The sequence below is a fragment of the Nonomuraea sp. SYSU D8015 genome, from assembly GCF_008065375.1.
In the GTDB taxonomy this organism is placed as follows: Bacteria; Actinomycetota; Actinomycetes; order Streptosporangiales; family Streptosporangiaceae; genus Nonomuraea.
On the sequence record NZ_VJYI01000009.1, the window covers coordinates 307,932 to 328,674 of the forward strand.

Here is a 20,743-nt window from a genome sequence, read left to right on the forward strand (position 1 = left end):
CCAAGGCTACCGACGCCCATGCCCGGTCCGGACCGCGCTACAGCCCTGCGCAGGCCAGTGCCCGCTGGTATGCCTCCACGGCCCCGTCAGGGTCGCCCAACTCCTCCATGGTCTCGGCGGCGGCGTACCACATGGAGGCTGAATTGCGGGAGTCGGGCAGCGGGGCAAGCCAGTCGTTCACGGCGGTGACATGCTGGTGCGCTTCCTCCGCACGGCCTGCCGCATTGTAGATCCTGCCGAGCAGCAGGTTCGCCTCGGCACCCAGCGAGTGACCGAACTCGGGGAGAAGGTCCCTACCGGTCATAGCGTGCTTGGCGGCCTCGTCAAGGCCTCGGGACATGTACTCGGCGCAGGCCAACTCCACGTGAACGCGGGCCCGGTCGATCGTGCTGGTGGAGGTCTGCTCGAACTCGGCGACCGCCGTCCGTAGCATGTCACGTACAGCCAGGGCGTCGTGCATGCCGGACCTGAGCCGCTTCCGCGCCAGCGCAAGCCGCATCCTCGCGATGTTGCGCGGCTGACCGGTCTCCAGCTGCACGGCCATCGCTCGCTCGGCGAAGATCAGCGCCTCGTCGTTGTGGCCGGTGGCGTGGGCGGCGTTGGAGGCCATCCAGTTGGACGCGACGATCGAGCGCGGCGTGCCCAGCGCGTCGGCGGCGTTGAGCAACTCGGCCGCGAACTGCCTGGCGCGAAGCAGATCGCCGCGTTCCAGGTAGGCGGCCAGCAACGTGGCACCCATCTCGACGAGCAGGTCGGTCCAGGCCAGCCGGGTGTTGCCGCCCAGCATTTGCTCGCCCACCTGGACGGCCTCGGTGAGCTGCTCGTTCTCCCGGTAGGTGCGGCACAGCGCGATGGCGACCTCGATGCGGCGGTCAGGCGGCAGATCCTCCTCGCGCAGCTTCAGCAGAATGGAGATCGCCCGGTCGAGATCGCCGGCGGCCTCGGTCGCGAGCGCCAGCCCGAACTCGGCGTCTTGACGGAGCGCAGCCAAGCCTGTCAGGCTGCTGTTCCCGAGCAGCTCTTCGAACCGCGTGCGAGCCTCGGCGACCTCGCCGTTCTCAAGGGCCAGCCGTGCGTAGCCGAGTGCCAGCTCGATGTCCTCCATCTGCTCGGCGGTCACACCGTTGATCAGATAGGACAACGAGCAGTCGAGCTTCTGGGCCAGCAGCTCCAGGACCGCGGGGGTGGGGGTACGCTTGCCACTCTCGATCAACGAGACGTAACTGTCAGAGAGCTCGGGGTGCGCCAGCTGTGCCTGCGAAAGGCCACGTTGACGCCGAACGGTTTTGATGCGGAGTCCGACCAGGTCAGATGTGGTCACAGTCGTTGCTCCCTGAGAAGATGAAGTCCTAGCAACCTCACATAGGCGAGGGAGAACCCCCATGCGCATGCGTATTGCCCTGTCAGCCCTGATCGCCGCGATCTCGTTCGTGGCAACCATTGGAGGTAATGTTACGGCGGCGAGTGCCGAAACGTCTTCCCTCGCCGCCAGCCAGAATGACAGTCACTGCTGCTGAGCAAGAGTGGGCGGCAAGAGGGGGTGCACTCGCCTGTCATAGGCGCACGCCGCATCGTGCCCTGCGGGCGACGCTCTCTTGAGAGAGTGACGGCACCGCCTCGTCGCTTGCCCCCCTCTTCCCACGCTTGCGCCAGTCTAGCCGCGGCTCCCTACATTCGATCTACATCTCCCCCGTTCCCTTCACAGGAACGCCAGAGCGACTACGCTGCCTCGTTGACTGCGAGCGGGAGGCGATGGCGGAGGCTGGCGTGAGCGGCGGGATTTCCATCCGCCTGTTGGGGGCGGTGACCGCCGTAAACGGCTCCCGCACCGTCGATCTTGGCCCTGCCAGGCAGCGGGCGACACTCGCCATTCTCGCCGTCGCAGCCGCCCGCTCCGTTCCATCATCCGGTCACGCATTCGTACGTCTTTTCGGCGAACAGCGATGTCGACTTGTCACGCGGTCACCGCGGCGGGCCCGTGTCCCTGAGGGCCAGGAAGAAGTCGACCCGATCGGCCATCGTGGACAGGTTCCTGCCGGTCAGCTCCTCGATCCTGCGGATGCGGTAGCGGACGGTGTTGACGTGCACGTGGAGCCGCTCGGCGCAGGCGTTCCACGAGCCGGCGCAGTCGAGGAAGACGCCGAGCGTGCGCACCAGGTCGGACTGGTGCCTGCGGTCGTAGTCGAGCAGCGGCGACAGCAGCCGGGCCGCGAACGAGCGGCGCACGTCGCCCGGCACCGTGGCCAGCAGCAGCGCGTGGGTGTAGATCTCGTCGCTGGTCACCACCCCTCCGGCGCGGGCCTCGGCCAGCCGCCTGGCGTGGCCGGCCTCCTCCACGCCGCCCTTGATCGCGGCGGCGCCGGTGAGCGCGCCGCTCACCCCGGCGCAGACGCGGGTGTCGGGCAGCGCGGACAGCACCTCGGCGCCGGCCCGCAGCCGGTCGGCCAGCTCGGCGGTGGTGCGGCCGCGCAGCGGCACCACGGCGACCGCGCCGTCGGCGCCGGCCGCCGCCACGACCTCGCGGCCGAGCAGCTCCTCCACGATCTGGCCGCCGAGCGCGGCGGGATCGGGGCCGCGGGTGGCGCCCGGCCGGGGCCCAGGTCGGGACGCCGTGGCGGTCACGATCGCGTACGGCTCCGCCGCGTCGATTCCGCACGTCCGCAGGCGGGCGTTGAGCTCGGCCACGTCGGCGTCGGCGAGCGCGGCCACGACGAGCTGCTCGGCCAGGCGGCGCTCGACCCTGCGGCCCTCCTCCATGCGGCTGCGCTCCAGCCCGACGCAGGCGGCCAGCTCGTAGCCGAGGTCGGCGCGGCCCAGCAGGTCGCCGTCGCAGGCCAGGACCCAGCCCGCGGCGCGGTGCCCGCGGCCCACCGCGAAGATCGTGCTGCCGGCGACGCAGGCGGGCAGCCGGGGTGCCGTCAGGTAGGCCTTGGCCAGGCGCACGGGGTCCGCGACGGTGCCGACGATCATGTGGCCGGACGCGGACAGGACGGCGCCGGTGACGCCCAGCTCGGCGGCGGTGAGCTCGAACAGCTCGCGCAGGTCGGCGCCTTCGGCGATGGCGGCGACGAGCCTGCGGTGGCGGCCGAGCTCGTCGCGTACGTCGCCGGACAGCCGGGGCACGACGAGCTCGGTCAGTGTGCGGAACGAGACCTCCGTCGGCACCTCGAGCAGCGGCAGGCCGGCGGCCCGGCAGGCGGACACCAGGTCGTCGGGGACGTGGCCCAGCCAGGCCGCCCCGGCGCCCAGCGCGGCGACCCCGGCCTCGGCCAGCGCGGCCACGAACCGGTCGGAGTCGTCGGGTGTGTGCCGCCACATGAGCCCGGTCAGCACGAGCTCGCCGCCGGACAGGTAGCGCCCCGGCTCCGGCAGGTCGGTGATGTGCACGGTGCTGAACTCGCGATCGGGGTCGCCGGCGAGCAGCGTCAGGCGCAGATCGTCGATGGCCAGCAGGTCACTGATGCGCACTTGGAGGAATATACAAGCCGCATGTTACGTGCTTTGACATGGATTTCACGTCGCGTGCATAGGAGCCGGACGGGCGGCGGTGCTCTACTCGGAGGATGACGGAGACCGCGTACACGACCCTGCCCAACGTGAGCGGGCACGGCGTCGGAGAGAGCGCCAGACGCCCGGACGCGGCGCTGAAGGTGACCGGAGAGTTCGCCTACGCCTCCGACCTGTGGATCGACGGCATGGTGTGGGGGGCGACGCTGCGCAGCCCGCACGCGTCGGCGTGGATCCGCTCGATCGACGTGGGGCCGGCGCTGAGGATCCCCGGCGTGCTGGCCGTGCTGACGCACGAGGACGTGCCCGGGGCGAAGTTCTACGGTCTGGAGCACAAGGACCAGCCGGTGCTGGCCATCGACCAGGTCCGCTACCAGGGCGAGCCGGTGGCGCTGGTGGCGGCCGACCATCCGGAGACGGCCCGCAGGGCGGCCGCCGCGATCGTGGTCGAGTACGAGGTCCGCGAGGCCGTCACCGACCCCCGCGAGTCGGCGGACGTCGTGCGGCGCCAGCCGGTGCGCTACGGCGACACCTTCGAGGCCGAGGTCGTGGTCACCGGCGAGTACGAGGTCGGCATGCAGGACCAGGCGTTCCTGGGCCCGGAGGCCGGGCTGGCGGTTCCGGCGGAGGACGGCGGCGTCGACCTCTACATCGCCACCCAGTGGCTGCACGTGGACCGCGATCAGCTGGCCCCCTGCCTCGGCCTGCCGCCGGAGAAGGTGCGTCTGACGCTGTCCGGCGTGGGCGGCGCGTTCGGCGCCCGCGAGGATCTGTCCATGCAGGTGCACGCCTGCATGCTGGCGCTGCGCCTGGACCGCCCCGTCAAGATCGTCTATGGCCGTGAGGAGTCGTTCTTCGGCCACGTGCACCGCCATCCCGCCCGGATGCGCTACGAGCACGGCGCCACCCGCGACGGCAGGCTGGTCTACGTCAAGGCCGACATCCTGCTGGACGGCGGCGCGTACTGCTCCTCCTCCCCGGCCGTGGTGGGCAACGCCGCGTCGCTGGGCGTGGGCCCGTACGAGGTGCCGAACGTGGACGTGGTGGCCACCGGCGTCTACACCAACAACCCGCCGTGCGGCGCCATGCGCGGGTTCGGCGCGGTGCAGGCCTGCTACGCGTACGAGTCGCAGATGGACCGGCTGGCCGAGGCGTGCGGGCTGTCGCCGGTGGAGATCCGGGTGCGCAACGCCGTCTCGCAGGGGTCCCGGCTCATCACCGGCCAGCTGATCGACTCCCCGGCGCCGCTCGCGGACATGCTGCGCGATCTGGAGGCCCTGCCGACGCCGGGGCCCCTGCCCGACGGGCCGACCGGCCGGGATCTGCGTGATCTGCCCGGCGGCGTGTCGCAGACCACGCACGGAGAGTCGGTGCGGCGCGGCGTCGGGTACGGCGTCGGGATCAAGAACATCTGCTTCTCCGAGGGCTTCGACGACTACTCCACGGCCCGGGTGCGGGCCGAGCTGGTGGGCGGCGAGCCGCACGTCACCGTGCACACCGCGGCCGCCGAGGTGGGCCAGGGCCTGGTGACGCTCCAGGCCCAGATCGCCCGCACCGAGCTCGGCATCGCGAACGTGACCGTGGCCACGGCCGACACCTCGGTGGGCTCGGCCGGCTCGTCGTCGGCCTCCCGGCAGTCGTACGTCACCGGCGGCGCGGTGAAGGCCGCCTGCGAGGCCGTGCGCGAGCGGTTCAAGGGGCTGCCGGCGCGGGAGGCCCTGGAGCGGTTCGGGCCGGTCGAGGAGACCCGCGTGTACCGGCACCGGCCCACGTACCCGATGGATCCGGTGACGGGGCAGGGCGACTCGCACACGCAGCTGGCGCTGTGCGTGCACCGGGCCGTGGTGGACGTGGACGTCGAGCTGGGCCTGGTCAAGGTGGTGGAGCTGGCGGCGGTTCAGGACGTGGGCCGGATCATGAACCCGCAGGCCCTAGAAGGGCAGATCCACGGCGGCTCGGCGCAGGGTCTCGGGCTGGCGCTGATGGAGGAGATCCAGGTACGCGACGGCAAGGTGCTCAACCCGTCGTTCACCGACTACCTGATCCCCACCATCCTCGACATGCCGCCCATGCAGCTGAAAATCCTGGAAAATCCGGATCCTGCGGCGCCGTACGGCCTGCGCGGCGCGGGCGAGCCCCCGACGCTGTCCTCCACCCCCGCCATCGCGGCGGCGGTGCGCGCGGCCACCGGGCTCCGGTTGACGCGCGTTCCGATCAGGCCGGAAGATATCGCCCTGTTCAATAAGGGGTAACGACGGGGAGGTATCCGATGGCAACCGCACGTGAGGCCGCCGAGGCGGAGTTCAGGCGCTTCGACACCGACGGAGACGGGCTGCTGACCGCGGCCGAGATCCGCCAGGCCAACGAGGCGCTGGGCGGGCAGGGCGCGTCCGAGAGCGAGGTGGAGGCGTTCATCAAGTCCGCCGACCGCGACGGCGACGGCACGATCGGGCTGGAGGAGTTCATCGGGCTCGTCGGCCACGGACGGCACGAGAAGGCGTGAACCCGTCCTCCATCGGGTAAGTGCCCCCCATTCCCCCTGATCATCAAGGGGGAATGGGTGTGCTCGACCGATTCTTCGAGCTGACCGGACGGGGGACCACCGTCGGCCGCGAGGTGCGTGGCGGCATCACCACATTCGTGGCCATGGCGTACATCATCCTGCTCAATCCGATCATCCTCGCGGGCGCCAGGGACGTCACCGGCGCGCGCCTGTCGATCGCCGAGCTGACCACCTCCACCGCGCTCGCCGCCGCGATCTCCACGCTGCTCATGGCGGTCGTCGGCAACGCCCCGTTCGGCCTGGCCGCCGGGCTCGGGCTGAACGCGGTGGTCGCCTACCAGGCCGCGCCCCACATGACATGGGCCCAGGCCATGGGCCTGGTGGTGCTCGAGGGCCTCGCGATCGTCCTGCTGGCCGTCACCGGCCTGCGCACGCTGATCATGAACGCGATCCCGCTGGCGCTCAAGCACGCCATCAGCGTGGGCATCGGCCTGTTCATCGCGCTGATCGGCCTGGTGGACGCCGGGTTCGTGGCGCGCGGCACGGGCACTCCCGTGCAGCTCGGCGCCACCGGCCAGCTGACGGGCTGGCCGGTCGTGATGTTCTGCTTCGGCCTGCTGCTGATGATCGTCTTGTTCGCACGCCGGATCCCGGGCGCCATCCTCCTCGCCATCGCGGTGACCGCGGCACTGTCCGTGCTGGTCAACTCGCTGGCCAGGGTCCCTCCGGAGTCGTGGGGCGTCGTCACGCCGCGCGTGCCCGAGTCGCTGGTCGCGGCGCCCAGCTTCGGCCTGGTCGGCGCGGTCGACGTGTTCGGCGGGTTCGCCAGGGCGGGGGCGCTGACGGCGTCCGTGGTGCTGTTCACGCTCGTGCTGTCCGGGTTCTTCGACGCGATGGGCACGATCATCGGCGTCAGCGACGAGGCGGGGCTCGTGGACCGGCGGGGGCAGGTGCCGCGGCTGGGCCGGATCCTCACCGTCGACGGCGTGGCGGGCATGGTGGGCGGCGGGGTCAGCTCCTCGGCGAACACCGTCTTCGTGGAGTCGGCCGCGGGCGTCGGCGAGGGCGCGCGGACCGGGCTCGCCAGCGTGGTGACCGGGGCGCTGCTGGGGCTGACGCTGCTGTTCACGCCGCTGGCCGCGGTCGTGCCCGCCGCCGCGGCGGCGCCCGCGCTGGTGCTGGTCGGGGCGCTGATGATGATGCAGAGCAAGAACGTGCCCTGGGACGACGTGGAGCTGGCCGTGCCGGCGTTCCTGACGATCGCGCTGATGCCGTTCACGTACTCGATCACGAACGGCGTGGGCGCGGGCGTGATCGTCTACACGCTGATCAAGGCGGCCCGCGGCAAGTTCGCGGAGATCCCGTGGCTGCTGTGGGTGGTGTCGGCGATCTTCCTGGCGTATTTCGGGATGGACTGGCTGGAGCGGCTGTTCGCCTAGTTGCGGATGTCGCCGCTGTTGCAGGCCACGCCGTTGTTGTCGAGGTCGGGATACCACGCGTATTCCCGGTGCGTGCCCTTGTGGTAGGGGCCCTCGCCGGCCGCCACGGCCTCCTTGCAGCTGGCGTAGCGGCGATCGGGGGTGGGCCCGGCGTTGGTCACGGGGGCGGCCGTGCCGGTGGCTCCCGGGGGTGTGGTCCCGGTCGTGCCCGGCGTGCCCGTGGCGCCCGGGGTCGTGACCGGTGAGGTGCCGCCGGGCTGACCGGTGGGCGCGCTGGAGGGAGCGCCGGTGGGCGCACCGGTCGGCGCGCCGGTGGTCGCCGTCGGGCCGAGCAGGCGGGCCGTCAGCGCTTCGGCCTGCTCCTTCGTGAACCCGGCGATGCTCATGCTGTCGCCGTCCATGGCCTGGGTGACGATGGGCGCGGCGAGCACGATCTTGGGCTCCTCGGGCTGCTCGGGGGCCAGCACGATCGCGACCTGCCGCTGGTCGGGCACCATCTCGTCGATGAGTTGCACCAGTCGCTCTTTGTAGGCCGGCGCGACGGCGATGCGCACGGAGTATTGGCCGTCCTTCTCGCGCACCGGCTCGATCTCCTGCACGGCGCCGACCGTGACGCCGTCCTCCAGCAGGTAGCAGGTCTTCTGCTCCTCGTCCAGCACGACCGGCTCGTTGGGGCACGGCGCCGGCTTGAACTCCCTGACGGGGGCGAAGTGAATGGGCACGGCCAGCCGCTGCGGCGGCGTGGCCCCTAACAGCGGCGTGTCGGGGCTCCTCGTCATCAGGACGGCGACGGTGCCGGCCACGCCTGCGACGAGCACGACGAGCACCAGCGTGACCAGCAAGACGATGGTGGTGAGTCTGCTGGCCTGCGGCTCCCCCGGATCCGCGGGTGGCGGCTCTTCCGGCTTGTCCATCGATGACGATCCCATCCTGGTGTTCGGGCTGCGGTGAGCCTATCGAGGACCGGCCGGACCGGGGTAATCAAGCGATGATCACCGCTAGGTCATGGAATAGGAGGAAGAATGAGGGCAGGATCACAGATTGGCGGAAGTTTTCTCGCGAACGAGAGTTGTTCCATGAAAATCGGTGTCCCCCTAGAGGTCAAGAACAGCGAATATCGAGTGGCGCTGACCCCTGCGGGGGTGCACGAGCTGGTACGCCACGGCCACCAGGTCTACGTCGAGCGGGGCGCGGGCGAGGGCTCGGCGATCCCCGACGCCGATTTCACCGCGGCGGGCGCCGTCATCGTGCCCGACGCCGACGAGGTGTGGGGCGCGGCCGAGCTCGTCATGAAGGTCAAGGAGCCCATGGCGGAGGAGTACCACCGGCTGCGCAAGGGTCAGGTGCTGTTCACGTACCTCCATCTGGCCGCCTCCCGGGCCTGCACGCAGGCCCTGCTCGACGCGGGCTGCACCGCGGTGGCGTACGAGACCGTCCAGACTCCGGAGGGCGCGCTGCCGCTGCTGGCGCCCATGTCGGAGGTGGCGGGCCGGCTGGCGCCGCAGGTCGGCGCGTACCACCTGATGCGGTCGGCGGGCGGCAGGGGCGTGCTGATGGGCGGCGTGTCCGGCGTGCGCGCGGCGCACGTCGTCGTCATCGGGGCCGGCGTGTCCGGCATGAACGCCGCCGCCATCGCCCTCGGCATGCAGGCCGAGGTGATGCTGCTCGACAAGAACATCGACAAGCTGCGCCAGGCCGACCTCATCTACCAGGGGCACTGCCAGACGGTCGCCTCCAACACGCTGGAGATCGAGCGCGCGGTGCTGGAGGCCGACCTCGTCATCGGCGCGGTGCTGGTGCCCGGCGCCAAGGCGCCGACGCTGGTGACCAACGACCTCGTCAGCCGGATGAAGCCGGGCTCGGTGCTGGTGGACATCTCGATCGACCAGGGCGGCTGCTTCGAGGACTCCCGGCCCACCACGCACGAGGCGCCGACGTACCGGGTGCACGACTCGATCTTCTACTGCGTGGCCAACATGCCGGGGGCGGTGCCGCACACCTCGACGTTCGCGCTGACCAACGTCACGCTCCCGTACGCGCTGGCCATCGCCGACCTGGGCTGGCGGCGGGCCATGCGCGAGGACCGGGCGCTGGCGCTCGGCCTGAACGCCCACGAGGGCCACCTGACCAGCCGCCCGGTGGCCGAGGCGCACGGCCTGGAGTGGACGCCGTTGGAGGACGCGCTGGCCTGACCTCCTCATCCGGGGACAACGCCCGCGCCCGCCACGGCCTGCTCGTCGGCGAGGCGTGGCGGGCGCATGCGGGGATCGGCTCGCCGCCCTACTGCTGAGACTGGCTGGGCGACGGGGAGGCGCTGTCCATCGGCTGCTGGCCCGTCGGCTCGGGCGGCAGCGGGGCCTGGTCGGCCGTGGTGGTGACGGCCCTCTCGCCGCCGCAGGTGGCGCCCGGCTCCGGCGTGTCAGGGCCGTTCTGGTAGCGCTTGATGAACGCGCCCAGCTTCGGGTCCGCCGGGTCGTTCAGCTTCAGCTGGTGCCCCCACGACGACGCCACCACCGGCGCCGGCAGGTTGGGGAACGGGCTGACCAGCATGTATTCCTGGTCGCCCGTGGACGTCGCCACTTCCTTCAGCTTGTCGACCTGTGCCTTGGGCAGGTCGGGCCGGTAAGTGATCCAGACGGCTCCGTGCTCCAGCGAGTGGACCGCGTGCTCGGGGTGGATCGGCTTGTCGTAGATCGCGCACTGCTGCCAGTAGTTGTTGTGCTCGCCGCCCACCGGCGGGGTCTCCTTGTAGGTGACCGCGGTCCAGACGTGCTGGCCGGACTCGTACTTGTAGTTGGCCACGGCGTCCAGCGAGGTCTTGCGAGCCTGATCGATCAGATAGAAGCCAACCACACCGATGAGCACGACGATGATCAAACCGCCCGTTCCCCACATGAGCAGTGCGGCGCGGCGTTGTTTGCGCTTCTGCTCGGCCCGCATCTGCTGCAGATGCTCGCGCCGCGCCTGCGCCTTCTCCTTCGTCATCGTTCCTCCATCGGCGAACCAACAGAGGTCACCCTATGCCCTCCGGCCGTATGCGGAGAATAAGAGGCACATATGCGTCCGATCACGACCCCCGCCCACCGGTGGGTACGCTGGACGAGCCATGGAAAAGCCCGCCAGGAAACCCGTCCTCGCCGTCTGCGCCGTGCTGGTGCTCGCCGCGGCCGCATTTCTGCTCTTCGGTCGCTCGGGCACGCCCGGCGACTCCTCGCCCGAGGCCGGGTTCGCCCGCGACATGGCCGCGCATCACGCGCAGGCCGTCGACATGGCGTTCATCATCAGGGACAAGCGCCCCGCCAAGGAGATCGACAACCTGGCCTTCGACATCATCAACACCCAGGCCAACCAGCGCGGCATGTTCCTGGGCTGGCTGCAGCAGTGGCAGCTCACCCAGGCGACCGACCAGAAGCCGATGGCCTGGATGAGTGGCCACGGGCACGGCGGCGCCACGGCCGCGCCCGGCACGATGCCCGGCATGGCCACCCCGGACGAGCTGGCCAAGCTCAAGGAGGCGCAGGGCACGCAGGCCGAGATCCTCTTCCTGCAGCTGATGATCCGCCACCACGAGGGCGGCGTGGAGATGGCAGAGGGCCTGCTCAAGCTGTCCACCCGCAGCGAGGTGGTGAGCATGGCGCAGAAGATCGTCGAGGGGCAGAGCGGCGAGATCGAGCTCATGACGGACCTGCTGCACAAGCGCGGCGCCCAGCCCTACCCGTCGATACTGACACCCCGGTGACCCCGTGAAGGACGCCGACGCCATCGTCGTGGGCTCAGGGCCCAACGGGCTCGTCGCCGCCGTCACCCTGGCCCGCGCCGGGCGGAAGGTGCTGCTGCTGGAGGCGGCCGACCGGTTCGGCGGCGGGCTCCGCTCCGGCGAGCTGACGTTGCCCGGGCGGGTGCACGACTTCTGCGCGACCGTGATGGCGCTGGCGCAGGCCTCCCCGGTGTTCCGCGGGCTGGAGCTCAAGGGCGTGGAGTTCGCCCATCCGTCCGTGCCGGTCGCCCACCCGCTGGACGACCGTCCGGCCGTGCTCGTCCACCGCGACCCGCACCGCACCGCCGAGGGGCTCGGGCACGACGCGGGGGCGTGGCTGGCTACGGTGGGCGCGACGGCGCGGGCCGGGTTCCCGCTGGTGGAGCTGCTGCTCAAGCCCCTCGGGCCGTGGGACGTCCCGCCGCGGGCGTTCGCGCAGGCGGTAAGGTTCGGGCTCGCGGGCGCGCTGCCCGCCACGACGTTCGCCCGGCGGGCGTTCAGGACCGTCGAGGGCCGGGCGCTGATCGCGGGCATGGCCGCGCATTCCATGATCGACCTGCGCTCCCCCATCAGCGCCGGCTACGGCCTGCTGCTGGCGTCCCTGGCCCACCTCGTGGGCTGGCCGCTCGTGCGGGGCGGCTCGCAGGTGCTCGCCGACGCACTGGTGGCCGAGCTCAGGTCCCTAGGCGGCGAGGCGGTCACCGGGCACCGGGTGCGCCGCCTGGCCGAACTGGACGCGCCGACCGTGGTGCTCGACGTGACGCCCAGGCAGTTCCTCGCGATGGCCGACCTGCCGGCCGGCTACCGGCGGCGGCTCCAGCGCTTCCGCTACGGTCCCGGGGCGTTCAAGCTGGACTGGGCGCTGGACGGGCCGGTGCCGTGGCGGGACCCGGCGGTGGCCGGGGCGGGCACGGTGCACCTGGGCGGGACGCTGGAGGAGATCGCGCTCAGCGAGGCGGAGATGGCCGCCGGGCGGCACTCGCCGCGGCCGTACGTGCTGCTCGTCCAGCCGTACGCGGCCGACCCGACCCGGGGCGGGCACACGTTGTGGGCCTATTGCCACGTTCCCCATGGATCCGCCGTCGACATGACGGACGCCATCGAGACCCAGATCGAGCGGTACGCGCCAGGGTTCCGGGATCGGGTGCTGGCCAGGCACGCGATGGGGCCGGCGGAGCTGGAGGCGGTCAACCCGAACCTGGTGGGGGGTGACATCGCGGGTGGGCTGGCCAGCCTGGTGCAGTTCGTCAGGCGCCCGGTCTGGTCCCCCGCGCCGTGGCGGACCCCGTTGCCGGGCGTCTTCCTGTGCTCGGCCTCTACGCCGCCCGGGGCTTCGGTGCACGGGATGGGGGGCTGGCAGGCCGCCCGCCTGGCCCTGCGCTCCGACGACGGCCCGGCCCGCCCGTCCTGACGCCTGCCGCCACCGGCACGCAGGCCGCCCAGCTCCCGCCACGTGACCGCGTGCCACGTGACCGCCCGCCCACCGGCGATCCCGCCGCGCCCGAATCCGGCCGCACGCGCCGCGCCCGGATTCCGCCGCAGGAGGGAGGTGCGCCGTCGTGGGCAGCGCCGCACACGTTGCGCCGGGCACCGCCGTCCCGCGCCGCGGAGCCACGCCGCGCCGGGCGGGTCAGGAGGGCAGGGCGGTGGTCATTTCGGCGGCGATGGCGGCGGCGAAGGCGTCGACGTCGGACTCCGTCGTGTCGAAGGCGCACATCCACCGCACCTCCCCCGTCGCCTCGTTCCACGTGTAGAAGCGGAACCGCTTCTGCAGGCGTTCCGCCACATCCCTGGGCAGGATGGCGAAGACGGCGTTCGCCTCCACGGGCCGGGGCAGTTCGACGCCCGGGATGTCGCGGACCGCGTCGGCCAGCCGCCGTCCCATGGCGTTGGCCCGGCGCGCGTTCCGCAGCCACAGATCGCCCGACAGCAGCGCCTCGAACTGCGCGGAGACGAACCGCATCTTCGACGACAGCTGCATGAACGTCTTGCGGATGTAGTCGATCCCGGTGGCCGCGGCGGGGTTGAGCACGACGACTGCCTCGCCGTACAGGAGTCCGATCTTGGTGCCGCCGAAGGACAGGACGTCCACCCCGGCATCCGTCGTCAGCGCCCGCATGGGCACGTCCAGCGCCGCCGCCGCGTTCGTGAGGCGGGAGCCGTCCACGTGGACGAGCAGCCCCAGCTCGTGGGCGTGCGCGCAGATCGCGGCGACCTCGTCGGGCGTGTAGAGGGTGCCCAGCTCGGTGGTGTTGGAGATCGAGACCACGCGGGGCTGGGCCCGGTGGACGTCGCCGAAGCCCCACGCCTGCCGGTCGATCAGCTCGGGCGTGAGCTTGCCGTCGGGGGTGGGCACGGTGAGGAGCTTGATGCCACCCGCGACCTCGGGGGCGCCGCCCTCGTCGGTGTTGATGTGGGCGGTCTCGGCGCAGATGACGGCCTCCCAGTGCGCGGTCATGGCGCGGAGGGAGACGACGTTCGCGGCCGTGCCGTTGAAGACGGGCCACACCTGCGCCTGCTCGCCGAAGTGCTGCTTGAAGACGTCCTGCAGGGCCTCGGTGTACGCGTCGTCGCCGTAGGAGATCTGGTGGCCGCCGTTGGCGGTCGCGATGGCCTGGAGAATCTCCGGGTGCACGCCGGCATAGTTGTCGCTGGCGAACGTCTTGTGCTGGGGGTCGTGCCGGGGAATCAAGAAGTGAGGTCCAATCGGATGCCGTTGATCTCGGCGGCGGGGCGGTCGTAGAGGCCTCCGATCGCCGCCGCCAGGTCGTTGACGTCGGTGAAGCCGGGGAAGGCCGCGTCCGGTTTGGCGGCCCGCATGGCGTCGTTGACCAGGGCCTTGACCACGAGGATCACCGCCGCGCTGTTCGTTTCCGACAGGGCGTCGGCCAGCGCGAGCGTCCACGCCTCCGCCGCCGCCTTGGCCGCCGCGTACACGGCGCCGCCGGCGGTCGGCCGCTCGGCCGCCTTCGCGGAGACGATCACGAAGCGGCCGTTGTCGCTGCGGCGCAGCAGCGGCTCGAAGGCGAGCGACACGTGCTGGAGGGTGCGGATCAACAGGTCGTGCAGGAGGTCCCAGTCGTCGAGGCTGGTCTCGGCGAACGTGCTGGACCCGCGCCAGCCGCCGACCAGGTGCACCACGCCGTCCACGCGCCCGTGCTCGCGGTCGATGCTCTCGGCCAGCCGCTCCACGGCCGCGCGGTCGAGGAGATCGACGTCGTCCTTGTCGACCCCGATCACGGTGTGACCATTTTTCCGGAAATATCCAGTTACGGCCTCACCCGTGGGGCCCCCGGCCCCGGTCACCAAAATGATCATGCGCGAAGCCCCTTAGTCGATTCGACCACATCGGCCAGCTTACGGCGCAGCGCCTCGTAGAACATGCTCAGCGGGAACTCGTCCGGCAGCACCGCGTCCACCTTGGCCTTCTGCTCCTCCGGCAGCGCGTCGATCCCCTTCGCCCAGGTGGAGGCGGGGTGCGGCGCCACGTACGAGCTCACCAGCTCGTACGCCGCCAGCCAGTGCGCCAGCTTCGACCGGTCGATGCCGTCCCGGTAGAGCTTCTCGACCTCGCCCCGCAGGTCGGCGACCCCGTCCGCGACCCGCTCCCAGTCGATCGACAGCCGGTTGTCCGTCCACCGCACGACGTCGTTGCGGTGCAGGTACGCGAAGAGCAGCTGGCCGCCGAGCCCGTCGTAGTTCCGCACCCGGTCCCCGCTGATCGGGAACCTGAACAGCCGGTCGAACAGGATCGCCACCTGCACGTACCTGGCATACGGCACTCCCTGCCGCTCCAGCTTCACCGCCTCGCCGAACGCGGTCAGGTCGCAGCGCAGCTCCTCCAGCGAGTACAGCCAGTACGGCATCCGCTGCTTGATCATGAAGGGGTCGAACGGCAGGTCGCCGTGGCTGTGCGTGCGGTCGTGGACGAGGTCCCACAGCACGAACGTGTCCTGCGCGAGCTGCTGCGAGGCCAGCAGCCTGGCGGCGTCCGGCGGCAGGGCGAGGTTGAGCGTGCCCACGGCCGCCTGCGACACCCTCCGGAACCTGGCGGCCTCGCGGTCGGCGAAGATGCCGCCCCAGGTGAAGCGGGCGGGCGTCTGGCGCACCGCGACCGTCTCGGGGAAGAGCACGGCGGAGTGCGTGTCGTAGCCGGAGGTGAAGTCCTCGAACGCGATCGGCACGAACATCGGGTTGTCGTAGCCGTTCGCCTCCAACTCGGCCAGCCAGTCGGGCCAGACGGTGCGGATCCAGACGGCCTCGAGGTTGCGGTTCGGGTTGCCGTTCTGGGTGTACATCGGGAAGACCACGACGTGCTCCAGACCGTCCACGCGCTGGGTGTCGGGGTGGAAGAGGTCGAGCGAGTCAAGGAAGTCGGGCACGCCGAGGCCGCCGTCGGCCCAGGCGGCGAGGTCGCGCTGGACGGCCTGGAGGTACGCGGCGTCATGGGGGAAATATGGCGATATTTCGCCCACGTGCTCGGCGATCCGCGCCACCAGCGCCGCCGCCCGCTCCTTGCCCTCCCCCGGCACCGAACCGTCCTTGACCTGGAGCGGCCTGAGCTCCTCGACGGCCGCCTTGAGCCGGGCGAAGACCGCGGCCTTGGCCTCGTCGCGCGCCCCGGCGGCCCCGTCGGCGACGGGCACGCGGGCGACCCAGGTGACCACGTTGCCCCACAGCCTGCGGTGGTCGTAGTCGTCGATGGAGTCGTCGCCGAACAGGTCGGAGTCGGCGAACACGACGACGCGGCCCCGGCCGTGCCGGACGGCGACCGCGAGCGGAGCGCCCGCCGGGTCGGCGGTGGCGGAGGTCGTGAACAGAACCATCCCCTCACATGCCTTCCCCTCGGAAGCCGTCCCCTCGGAAGCCAGGCCGCCGGAAGCCAGGCCGCCGGAAGCCAGGCCGCCGGAAGCCAGGCCGCCGGAAGCCGGGCCCTCGGACGCCAGCCCCCCGGACGCCGTGCCGCCGGGCGTCAGCGTCAGGACGCCGGTGCGGTAGAAGCAGGCCGTCCCGACGCCCGCGAGCAGTCCGTCCGTGGTCGCGCGGGCGGCGAGCACCCAGGTGGCCACGCCCCGGTGCGCGTTCTTGGGGTCGCGCACGGTGGCGTGCTCGATCCCGACGCCGAACCGGCCGAGCAGCTCGCGCAGGTTGTTGCCGTACTTGTCCTGCTCCTCCTCGGCCAGCACCACCAGCCCGCCGCCGGCGGCGACGTACGCCTCGATCGCGTCCAGCTCGGCGGCGGAGAAGACAGGGCTGCCCGCGCCGGTGGTCCGCTCCCACCGCTCCCCCGACGGGTGCGCGATCACCAGGACGTCCTGCTCGGCCAGCACCTCGGGGACGAGCGCGCCGGACGCGTGAACGGTGACCGTGTGCCCCAGGTGCCGCAGCAGCTCCGCGGCCCGGGCGTAGCTGTTGTCGTCGGGATGGGCGGGGTTGATGGCCTCGGCCACCTCACGCCGTACGGTCCACGACTCGCTGTGAGCCTCGTCGAACAACACCCGGGGGAACGCTCGCATGAAATATCTCCTGAATCCTCCGCTAGATGCAGGAAAATATACACACAGAAGCCACTAACCCACCAAACCCTTAGGCCGCGCCCGGCCGGACGACGCCGGACTCGTACGCGAACACCACGGCCTGAGCCCGATCGCGCAGAGAGAGCTTCATCAGCACCCGCGCCACGTGCGTCTTGACCGTGGCCTCCCCCACGTACAGCTCCCCGGCGATCTCCGCGTTGGTGAGGCCCCGCGCCAGCAGCCGCAGCACCTCCAGCTCACGCGGCGTCAGCTCGGTCAGCATGGGCGAGGGCGTCGGGTCGGCCCGCCCGGCGAACGTGGCGATCACCCGGCTGGTCACCGCCGGGTCGAGCAGCGCGTCCCCGGCGTGCACCACCCTGATCGCCTCCAGCAGTTGCTCCGGCGGCGAGACCTTCAGCAGGAAGCCGCTGGTGCCGGCGCGCAGCGCGGCGTAGAGGTTCTCGTCGGTGTCGAACGTGGTCAGCGTGATGATCTTCGGGGGCGCCGGGGCGTCCAGCAGCTCCTTGGCCGCGGACAGCCCGTCCAGTCTGGGCATCGAGATGTCCATCAAGACGATGTCCGGGCGGGTGCGCCGGGCCACGGCGATGGCCTCCCGCCCGTCGGCGGCCTCGCCGACGACTTCCATGCCAGGGTCGCTATCGACGACCATGCGTAACCCGGCCCTGACCATCGCCTGGTCGTCGGCGATGACTATGCGAATGCCCACAAGCCGGAGGGTAGACTCCGGGCGTATGCCTTGAACACCCAGGTCAAGCCGGGCACAAGTGAGTTACAAGTCACGACACGTGCACGCTCTGCCTGATGCGGGTCTGGGTGGCGTTGTCGCAGGTGGTCTTGGCGCAGAAATACATCACGAGCATGGTCTTGGGCTCGCGGTCGATCACGTAGCTGACGAAGGCGAGCCTGGTGCCGCTCTCCGGGTCGCGCAGAGAGCCGTCGAAGCGGGTGGCGGGGCTGTTGCCGGCCTGGTCCTGTACGGGCTTGCCGAGGTCGACCTCGCCCGGCAGCAGCACCTCCATCTTGGCCTTCATCTGCTCGGAGTCGCCGCCGGCGTCGAGGGTGTCGGAGGTCTGGACGTACACGCCGGAGGCGGACTCGGGGTCGTCGGCGACGATCTGGGAGATCGTCGACCAGTCGGCGCCCGGGCCGGCCACGAAGAGGGACTCGAACTCCTGGGCGTGCGGCGAGGCCACCGCGAACAGGTCGCGGTGGGTGCGTACGGCCCAGTCGCCCGGATAGTCGAACGTCAGCGGCGCGGCGGTGCTGGTCTGGTAGCGCGACCAGGTGTCGCCGCGGTGGCTCATGATGGTGAAGGCCACCAGCGCGAGCGCGGCGACGGCCGCGACCAGCGTGGCCGCCACGATCGGCACCCGCCCCGGGCGCTTCTTCCGCCCGGAGGGCTGCGTGGGGGGCGCCCCCACGGGCGGCTGCCCGAACGCAGCCGGCCCGGGCCCCGAGTGCGGCCCTGAGTGCGGCCCTGACGACGGTCCCGAGTGGGGCCCTGAGTGCGGGCCCGAGTGCGGCGCCGCATGCGCTCCCGAGCGCGGCACGGCGTGCGGTCCCGAGTGCGGGCTGGCGCCCGGCCGGGGTACGAGGTGCGACCCGGCGGCGAGGTCGGACGGGAAGACCTCGTGCGACGGCCCGCTGATCGCGTCGCGCAGCGCGTTGACGAACTCGGTGCAGGTCGCGTAGCGCTGCTCCGGCGACTTGGCCAGCGCGCGCATCATGACGGCGTCGATCTGCGGCGGCAGGTCCGGCCTGAGCTGCGACAGCGGCACGGGCTGCTCGGCCAGGTGCGCCCACAGCAGGGCGATGTCGTTCTCCCGCTGGAACGGCAGCCGCGCCGTCAGCGACTCGTAGACCACGCAGGCCAGCGCGTACTGGTCGCACCGGCCGTCGATGTGCTCCTTGTTGATCTGCTCCGGCGACATGTACCGGGGTGTGCCGATGAACTGGTCGGTCTGTGTCAGCCCGGAGATCGACGAGCGGTGCTTGGTGATGCCGAAGTCGGTCAGGTAGACGTGGTTGTCGGCCAGCAGGATGTTGGCCGGTTTGACGTCGCGGTGGATGAGGTCGTGCGCGTGGGCGGCGTCGAGCGCGGCGGCCACCTGGGCGAAGATCTGGTTGGCCTGGCCGATCGGCAACGGTCCGCGGTCGTAGATGAGGCGGCGCAGGTCGAGGCCGTCGACGTAGCGCATGGCGATGTAGAGCACGCCGTCGGCGTCCGCGTTGGCCTCGTAGATCGGGATGATGTTGGGATGCTCGATGCTGGCGACCGTCCGCGACTCCAGGATGAACCGCTGCCTGAACCGGTCGTCCACGCTGAGCACCGGGTTGAGGATCTTGAGCGCGACGCGGCGGCTCAGCCTCGGATCGAGCGCCAGGTAGACGACGGCCATGCCGCCCTTGCCCACGATGTCCTCGATGTAATAACCGGCCACCTCCTGGCCGATGAGGGATCTTTCGTTCAATTGCATCACGTCTCGATGGGGTGACCGCAGTAGCCGCAGAAGCGGTGCGCGGGCCCGAGCCTCATGCCGCACGAGGTGCAGTATTTGACCGCCGGCTCCTGCGCCGTCATCAACTGCTGCTGCTGCGGGACCACTTGGAACGACTGGGACCGCCGCACGACCACGGTCTGGTTGGCGCCGTCGTCGAGCGGTGGAACAGTCGCCAGCGGCTGCGGCAGTTCTGTCGGTTTTTCAGGAGTGCGGCGACGCCACAACAAATACGCCCCGCCGCCGGCGGCCAGGAAAAGCACCGCGGCCGCCACGATGAACGGCCACAGCGGCGTTGATCCGGACGACTCGGCCGCCACCCGCTTGGTGCCCTGGTCCTCCGGGCCGCCCCGCTTGGCGAGCGAGGTCTTCAGCAGCGCCGCGGCCACCACGTTGCCGGGATAGAGCTCCAGCACCCGCTGGAAGCCCGGCGCGGCCTCGGTGTAGTACTTGGTGTGGTAGCGGGTCAGCGCCGCCTCGAAGGCCGTGTCGATCGCGCCCCTGCGCGGCACCACCTTGGCCTGGGACAGGATGCCGGTGATCTCCCTGACCCCGATCATCTTGCCTTCTTTGCCGCCGCCGACGAGCAGGCCGATGACGTGGCCGTTCTTGTCGCCGATCACCGGCGCGCCCGCCATTCCCTTGTCGGCCAGGCCGCCCAGCTTGACCGGCTCATCCACCTTCTTCTCGGGGTCGGCGAACGGCCTGCCGGTCGCTCCCTGGCCGCCGCCCTTGCTCAGGTGGGCGATCTCGACGGTGTGCGCCACGTTCGGCCCCGGCCGGCCGAGGAATCCGGCGATGCTGGTGGGCGAGCCCTCCTGGTCGGGCACCTTGTCGGCGAGCGGCGCGGTCGGCATGCCCACGCTGCCCGTGACCGGGGCCACCGGCACCAGCACGGCGGGGCTGTCGGGCGTGGGGCCGGCCTTGATGCACTTGACCTTGAAGCCGTCGGCGCTGGGCGGGGACACGTTGGGGTAGGCCGTGATCTCGGTGGTGACGTTGATGATGCAGGTGGCGGTGTCGCTCTTGGGCGGGTAGCACGCCTGGAGGTGGCGGTTGAGCTGATCGTCGGAGAGCTTGTGCTTCTTGTAGTCGGCGGGGATCTTCACCTTGTGGTGCTCGGCGAAGATCTTGTTGGCCGCGTAGACGGCGACGTCGTCGTCGTTGACCGCGAAACGGCGCAGCCCGACGATCGTCCCGTCGGGGTTGACCACGGTGCCCGTGCCCGACCCGAACGGGATGTCATAGGACCGCTCCACGTGTTTCAGCTCGCCGATGTGATCGAGCAGGGTGATCTCCACATGGGACACGGCTTCCACGCGCACCACGGCAGGGGTCACCAGGTCGGTGATCCCGCTCGGATGCTCGTGAGCCGCGACCGGCATCGCGGTCAGCAACACTGCCACCGCGACGCCACCGGCCAGAGCTGTGAGGCGCGCCATCTCCGCTCCCAAAACGCAGGAATAGGACCAGGGTCCCAATCAGGTGCCGTAAGTCAATAG

16 protein-coding genes are annotated in these 20,743 nt (G+C 71.0%); 6 read left to right on the forward strand and 10 right to left on the reverse strand.

Annotation, left to right across the window (positions count from 1 at the left end):
* Positions 1 to 37: 37 nt before the first annotated feature.
* Together ID574_RS33680 and ID574_RS33685 are read right to left on the reverse strand one after the other, a co-directional pair.
* Complete coding sequence (locus ID574_RS33680) at positions 38 to 1,321, reverse strand: helix-turn-helix domain-containing protein (protein WP_188193018.1); 1,284 nt, start codon at positions 1,319 to 1,321, stop codon at positions 38 to 40.
* 641 nt (positions 1,322 to 1,962) lie between these two features.
* The gene (locus ID574_RS33685; protein ID WP_188193019.1) at positions 1,963 to 3,468 is read right to left on the reverse strand and encodes a PucR family transcriptional regulator; all 1,506 of its coding nucleotides are present in this window, start codon (positions 3,466 to 3,468) and stop codon (positions 1,963 to 1,965) included.
* A gap of 95 nt (positions 3,469 to 3,563) precedes the next feature.
* Between ID574_RS33685 and ID574_RS33690 the strand changes: the two genes are divergently transcribed.
* The 3 genes from ID574_RS33690 to ID574_RS33700 are packed head-to-tail and all read left to right on the forward strand — an operon-like array spanning position 3,564 to position 7,449.
* Positions 3,564 to 5,759 (forward strand): molybdopterin cofactor-binding domain-containing protein, encoded by a 2,196-nt coding sequence (locus ID574_RS33690; RefSeq protein WP_188193020.1) that lies wholly within the window; start codon positions 3,564 to 3,566, stop codon positions 5,757 to 5,759.
* Positions 5,760 to 5,776: 17 nt separating this feature from the next.
* The gene (locus ID574_RS33695) at positions 5,777 to 6,010 is read left to right on the forward strand and encodes an EF-hand domain-containing protein (protein ID WP_188193021.1); all 234 of its coding nucleotides are present in this window, start codon (positions 5,777 to 5,779) and stop codon (positions 6,008 to 6,010) included.
* Between the two features lie 53 nt (positions 6,011 to 6,063).
* On the forward strand, positions 6,064 to 7,449 hold the full coding sequence (locus tag ID574_RS33700) for an NCS2 family permease (RefSeq protein ID WP_188193022.1): 1,386 nt from the start codon (positions 6,064 to 6,066) through the stop codon (positions 7,447 to 7,449).
* Here ID574_RS33700 and ID574_RS33705 read toward each other — a convergent pair.
* On the reverse strand, positions 7,446 to 8,363 hold the full coding sequence (locus tag ID574_RS33705) for an excalibur calcium-binding domain-containing protein (RefSeq protein WP_188193023.1): 918 nt from the start codon (positions 8,361 to 8,363) through the stop codon (positions 7,446 to 7,448). The genes ID574_RS33700 and ID574_RS33705 overlap by 4 nt on opposite strands.
* A gap of 162 nt (positions 8,364 to 8,525) precedes the next feature.
* On the opposite strand from ID574_RS33705, the gene ald reads away from it, so the two are divergent.
* Positions 8,526 to 9,641: an alanine dehydrogenase gene (ald, locus tag ID574_RS33710; RefSeq protein WP_188193024.1), complete on the forward strand. Its 1,116-nt coding sequence runs from the start codon at positions 8,526 to 8,528 to the stop codon at positions 9,639 to 9,641.
* An 88-nt stretch (positions 9,642 to 9,729) separates the two neighbouring features.
* Here ald and ID574_RS33715 read toward each other — a convergent pair whose 3' ends face one another.
* Positions 9,730 to 10,434 (reverse strand): thioredoxin-like domain-containing protein, encoded by a 705-nt coding sequence (locus ID574_RS33715; RefSeq protein WP_188193025.1) that lies wholly within the window; start codon positions 10,432 to 10,434, stop codon positions 9,730 to 9,732.
* A 121-nt stretch (positions 10,435 to 10,555) separates the two neighbouring features.
* Here ID574_RS33715 and ID574_RS33720 point away from each other — a divergent pair, with 121 nt between their 5' ends.
* Both ID574_RS33720 and ID574_RS33725 read left to right on the forward strand, forming a co-directional pair.
* Complete coding sequence (locus tag ID574_RS33720) at positions 10,556 to 11,188, forward strand: DUF305 domain-containing protein (RefSeq protein WP_188193026.1); 633 nt, start codon at positions 10,556 to 10,558, stop codon at positions 11,186 to 11,188.
* A 4-nt stretch (positions 11,189 to 11,192) separates the two neighbouring features.
* Positions 11,193 to 12,617 carry a phytoene desaturase family protein gene (locus ID574_RS33725; protein WP_188193027.1) on the forward strand — a complete coding sequence of 475 codons (1,425 nt, stop codon included), beginning with the start codon at positions 11,193 to 11,195 and terminating at the stop codon, positions 12,615 to 12,617.
* 219 nt (positions 12,618 to 12,836) lie between these two features.
* On the opposite strand, the gene ID574_RS33730 is transcribed toward ID574_RS33725, so the two are convergent.
* From ID574_RS33730 to ID574_RS33755, 6 genes are all read right to left on the reverse strand, one after another.
* Complete coding sequence (locus ID574_RS33730; protein WP_188193028.1) at positions 12,837 to 13,898, reverse strand: threonine aldolase family protein; 1,062 nt, start codon at positions 13,896 to 13,898, stop codon at positions 12,837 to 12,839.
* Positions 13,895 to 14,524 carry an SDR family NAD(P)-dependent oxidoreductase gene (locus ID574_RS33735; protein ID WP_188193029.1) on the reverse strand — a complete coding sequence of 210 codons (630 nt, stop codon included), beginning with the start codon at positions 14,522 to 14,524 and terminating at the stop codon, positions 13,895 to 13,897. The genes ID574_RS33730 and ID574_RS33735 overlap by 4 nt, the downstream gene beginning before the upstream one ends.
* A complete protein-coding gene (locus tag ID574_RS33740) occupies positions 14,521 to 16,722 on the reverse strand; it encodes a DUF6421 family protein (RefSeq protein WP_188193030.1) in 2,202 nt (733 codons plus the stop codon). Before ID574_RS33740 ends, ID574_RS33735 begins: the two co-directional genes overlap by 4 nt.
* A 70-nt stretch (positions 16,723 to 16,792) precedes the next feature.
* Positions 16,793 to 17,449, reverse strand: coding sequence for a response regulator (locus tag ID574_RS33745; protein ID WP_188193031.1), 657 nt, complete (start codon positions 17,447 to 17,449; stop codon positions 16,793 to 16,795).
* Between the two features lie 70 nt (positions 17,450 to 17,519).
* Positions 17,520 to 19,220: a serine/threonine protein kinase gene (locus ID574_RS33750; protein ID WP_188193141.1), complete on the reverse strand. Its 1,701-nt coding sequence runs from the start codon at positions 19,218 to 19,220 to the stop codon at positions 17,520 to 17,522.
* A complete protein-coding gene (locus ID574_RS33755) occupies positions 19,220 to 20,683 on the reverse strand; it encodes a zinc ribbon domain-containing protein (RefSeq protein ID WP_188193032.1) in 1,464 nt (487 codons plus the stop codon). The genes ID574_RS33750 and ID574_RS33755 overlap by 1 nt, the downstream gene beginning before the upstream one ends.
* Positions 20,684 to 20,743 lie beyond the last annotated feature (60 nt).

What these genes read in the sequence shown, in the direction of transcription:
- ID574_RS33755 (WP_188193032.1), bottom strand. Translation starts at nt 20,683, where the DNA reads ATGGCGCGCCTCACAGCTCTGGCCGGTGGCGTCGCGGTGGCAGTGTTG.
- ID574_RS33720 (WP_188193026.1), top strand. Translation starts at nt 10,556, where the DNA reads ATGGAAAAGCCCGCCAGGAAACCCGTCCTCGCCGTCTGCGCCGTGCTG.
- ID574_RS33705 (WP_188193023.1), bottom strand. Translation starts at nt 8,363, where the DNA reads ATGGACAAGCCGGAAGAGCCGCCACCCGCGGATCCGGGGGAGCCGCAG.
- ID574_RS33750 (WP_188193141.1), bottom strand. Translation starts at nt 19,220, where the DNA reads ATGCAATTGAACGAAAGATCCCTCATCGGCCAGGAGGTGGCCGGTTAT.
- ID574_RS33695 (WP_188193021.1), top strand. Translation starts at nt 5,777, where the DNA reads ATGGCAACCGCACGTGAGGCCGCCGAGGCGGAGTTCAGGCGCTTCGAC.
- ald (WP_188193024.1), top strand. Translation starts at nt 8,526, where the DNA reads ATGAAAATCGGTGTCCCCCTAGAGGTCAAGAACAGCGAATATCGAGTG.
- ID574_RS33735 (WP_188193029.1), bottom strand. Translation starts at nt 14,524, where the DNA reads ATGATCATTTTGGTGACCGGGGCCGGGGGCCCCACGGGTGAGGCCGTA.
- ID574_RS33740 (WP_188193030.1), bottom strand. Translation starts at nt 16,722, where the DNA reads ATGCGAGCGTTCCCCCGGGTGTTGTTCGACGAGGCTCACAGCGAGTCG.
- ID574_RS33715 (WP_188193025.1), bottom strand. Translation starts at nt 10,434, where the DNA reads ATGACGAAGGAGAAGGCGCAGGCGCGGCGCGAGCATCTGCAGCAGATG.
- ID574_RS33690 (WP_188193020.1), top strand. Translation starts at nt 3,564, where the DNA reads ATGACGGAGACCGCGTACACGACCCTGCCCAACGTGAGCGGGCACGGC.
- ID574_RS33700 (WP_188193022.1), top strand. Translation starts at nt 6,064, where the DNA reads ATGGGTGTGCTCGACCGATTCTTCGAGCTGACCGGACGGGGGACCACC.